Origin of the sequence: Aquabacterium sp. (assembly GCF_014378415.1) — a bacterium.
In the GTDB taxonomy this organism is placed as follows: domain Bacteria; phylum Pseudomonadota; class Gammaproteobacteria; order Burkholderiales; family Burkholderiaceae_C; genus Aquabacterium.
In genome coordinates this window covers 1-3,715 of sequence record NZ_JACMNS010000065.1, presented here as the reverse complement: position 1 = coordinate 3,715, position 3,715 = coordinate 1, and the positions used below count along the sequence as shown (strand labels likewise).

2 protein-coding genes are annotated in these 3,715 nt (G+C 59.4%); one reads left to right on the top strand and one right to left on the bottom strand.

Annotation, left to right across the window (positions count from 1 at the left end):
* Window positions 1-198: 198 nt before the first annotated feature.
* Entirely contained in the window at window positions 199-1,308 is a 1,110-nt protein-coding gene (locus H7225_RS06590) for a glycosyl transferase family 90 (RefSeq protein ID WP_290660073.1), read from the bottom strand.
* 943 nt (window positions 1,309-2,251) lie between these two features.
* Between H7225_RS06590 and H7225_RS06585 the strand changes: the two genes are divergently transcribed.
* Window positions 2,252-3,715, top strand: a 1,464-nt coding sequence (locus tag H7225_RS06585; RefSeq protein WP_290660071.1) for a type VI secretion system Vgr family protein, incomplete at its 3' end; no start/stop codon positions are given.

The following is a 3,715-nucleotide window of genomic DNA, read 5'->3' as shown; positions in this document are numbered from 1 at the left end:
CGCTCCTGTCTCCGCGCTCTCGCACCTTGATCAAAGCCTGGTTTTCAAATTCTTTGGAATGTCGATTTCTTTTCATGGGTGGCGCTCCTATGTGGGTTATCCACAAATTCAAGGGAGCGACAACTAGTCTGACTCAGGGGGGACACCTTCATCAATACTATATTTTACCGTGCAGACATGGAGGATTGATGCAACTAGCTAGCCCTGCAGGCGCCCGTAGGCGCCCAGCAAGCGTGCCGTGTAGTCCATGACGCTTCGGATCGACAGGTACTTAGCAGCAAACTGCTGCCCTGCCAGCGCGACCGGCTTGAAGGTACCTGGTTTGGCCAGTTCTTGAGCAACGATACATTGCAAGTCGGTTTCGGTTTCGGCCACTAGGTGGTCACAGCCTGGCTTGAGCGCTGGAAAGTAGTAGAGCTCGTAGGGCGAATCAAACTTGACGACCGCGCTGTTGCTGCGCAGCCCTTTGACCAGCCGCGAGCAGGCGGCACCGTTACCGTCCATGGAGATAATGAGCCGATGTTGCAATTGCCTGTTCCACTCAACAGGGGCGCAAAAGTAGGGCTGGCGCATGAGCAGAGATTTGGCTTGATCGGAGTCGCAATGTACGGCATTGGCGATGCGGAAAAAAACGTTCGAACTACCTTGAAAGTACGCTGCAGCGCGTAAACGGGGCACGCTGAGCTGGTCAATGCTGTCAACCGTGATCGACCCGCCAGTAGAAGACCCTACGAAGCACGCACTGCAGGTCTTGTCGTCGTAGGGCAGGGTATCGTGATCGTGTCGGTACCACTTGGCGTGAAAAAAATCCACGTCCGGCAATAACAGGTTGTTGGCTCCTTTGTATTTTTGAAAGCCGAAAATGGGCAGGTCGGCAGTAACTTGCGGGATGTCGGCGAGGTCCAACGCAAAATTGATTGCTGGCAGCGACTGACAACGCACAAGCACCGCCTCGAAGAAGGCCTGGTACAGCAGGGCACGCACGCCAAAGCTGCGTTGCTCGTGCTTGCGTAGCGCCTCTTGCTCGGCAGGAAATGCAAACGCAGGCTTGTCCCAGATGCGAACCCGCTTGCCACGAACTTCAAATATAAACACGCTGCTGGACCGGGCGTTCAGGTCACGCAGGGCCTGGTCAGCCGCCGCCCCGGTCAATGGGGGCTGTTGGTACCAATACGCTGTTTGTAAGTCAATCAGGTGGTCGAGCTCGGCCGGTGTGGCCAGTGTGCCCAGTGGTGCAACGCGTGCGGCCAGTGCCGTGGCCAAGCGGAATTTCCAGGTCTTTCTGACGGTTTTGAGTGCGCTGATCATCCGCAGTGTTTCAAAGTTAGTCCAAGCATGCAGAAGCGGGTGCCGCGTGAAATTACGACAGGATTGTGCTTGGCCTTTGAGGCTAGGAAATTCAAACGCCATTCTCGCCCATGACCGCCCCGGCAACGCAGGTGATGGCCGCTTTCCCTTCCCGTGCAAGTAAGCCGTAGGGAGGGGCACCGCGCGCCGTCAAGACGGACTGTTTTAACCTTGGGTTGTTGATGGCGCATCAAGCTTCAGCAGCAGCGAGCAATGTAGACAACGCCGAAGGGTGGCAGGACCTATCAGCAATCTCCATGCTGATGCCCTGCGTGTTCAATGTGGTGTGCCACTTCCTGGGGCTGCCGACTTCTTCTTGTTCATAAAGTTATCGACCATATCGCCGTTATCTAGCCCAGGCGCCCCAATGAGGTCTCCCCACCACTGTCCGTGGTGCGGATTATGTATTGCGCACCATTGACATGGCGCAACATCATCGAGCCACGAAACGGCATGGCGGTGTACTGCCGCGCCTGATCAGGTGATAGCTCGATGAAGATGCGTTCATTTCAATGAAAATCAATGTTTGATGAATTTACATTGAAAATCATTACGAATCAAACACTTAGCACCAAAAAATTAACGACTGGAGTCGTCAACGCGCCAGCCTTGCTCTCAGTCGGGCAACTACTTCGGGCCCAGAAACGGAGACGGCCTCACCTGATTCAAGCTCAGCTTCGTATCAGTCCGCTTCCAGTGTCCAGGCCGCCTCAACCTCCGGGTAGACGCCCAGGCTGGCAATCAATTTTTTCAACAAATGGGAGCGATCAGATGGGCAAGCTGATCGCGGCCGCGAGTTTCAACTCGTTACACCGCCACCCGTCAGAGGGCCTTGCACCGCGCCTTCAAGGCATGAAAATCCCCCCTGCATTTGCCCCCATAAAACAAAGTCAGGGAAGCCCTCATGGGTCTGGATTCAATCAAGTCTGAGATCGGCCGCGCATTGGCCGCGGTCATTGGCCAATGGGGCACCGAGGCCCGCCTCTACACGCTGTCAGCACCCGGTGGTGAGGAAAGCGCACTGCCCGCCGACCTGATGGTCGAAAGCTTCGTGCTGCACGAGGCCGTCTCCCAGCCCTTTGCCTTGTACATCAACGCCCTGGTGCTCAACCCCCACGTGCCGCTCAAGCAGCTCTGCGCGCGCCCCATCACCTTGCACACCACGTTGGCCGACGGCAGCCGCGCGCGCCGCAGTGGCTACGTCGTCAGCGCCGATTCGCTGCAAGCCGACGGCGGCCTGGCCCGCAAGGGCTTGCTGGTGCAACCGTGGATCGCCCTTTTGGGCCACACGCTCACCAGCCGCGTCTGGCAAGACAAGTCCCTCATCGAGATCGTGGAAGACGTGTTCGCCGACCACGCGTCCATCGCCGCCTGGCAGTGGGACGACGACGTGGCCAGCCACGTGGCGCAAGGCCTGTTCGCCCGCAACGGCGGCCAGCGCGCCTACTGCGTGCAGTACCGCGAAAGCGACCTCGATTTCGTCAGCCGCCTGTTGGTGGAAGAAGGCCTGTGCTACCGGGTGCAAGAAGACGAAGCCGCACCGGGTGGCCACACCGTGGTGTTCTTCGCCCGCAGCGCCCAGCAGCCGCAAGACCAGGTCAGCGCCAGCAGCGTGGGCGGCCAAGGCATCCGCTTTCACCGCAGCAGCAGCCAGGAAGCGCAAGACAGCATCCAGGCCATGGCCGCCATCCGCCGCATCGGCACCACCGCCACCGTGTTGCAAGGCTGGGACTACGTGAGCAACCGTGCCATCACGTTTGAGGCGCCCACGCACCACCAATGGGGCGGCGAACAAGCCACCAGCCTGCAAAACTGGCTCACCAGCTACGACCCCACCGGCGATCACATTTTCAGCAACCAGACCGAGGCCCAGTTCGCGGCCACGTTTATACAAGAAGCCCACGAAGCCCGCTTCAAGACCTGGTTGGGCCGTGGCACCGTGCGCACCCTGCGCGCGGGCACCTGGATGGCCGTCACGCAATCCACGCTCGACCCGCTGGCCAGCTTTGGCTTGAGCGCGCAAGACAAGGAGTTCTTCGTGCACGCCGTGGACGCCTATGGCGTCAACAACCTGCCCAAAGAGTTCAGCGAGAAGATCATGAAGACCTTGGGTCGGGCCGAGCTGCCCCCCGAGTTGCTTCAATTGAGCATGTCGGTCGACCAGGCGCTGGTGGATACCCAAAACCTGCAACAGCAAGCGGCCGAGACCGGTTTCGCCTGCCAGTTTCAGGCCCTGCGCCGCAACGTGCCTTGGCGCGCCGTGTTGCTCGATGGCACGGGCCTGCGCCCACGGCCGCGTCCCACTGCGCTGGGCATGCAAACCGCCATCGTGGTCGGCCCGGATGGCCGCACTGCTGCCAATGGTGCG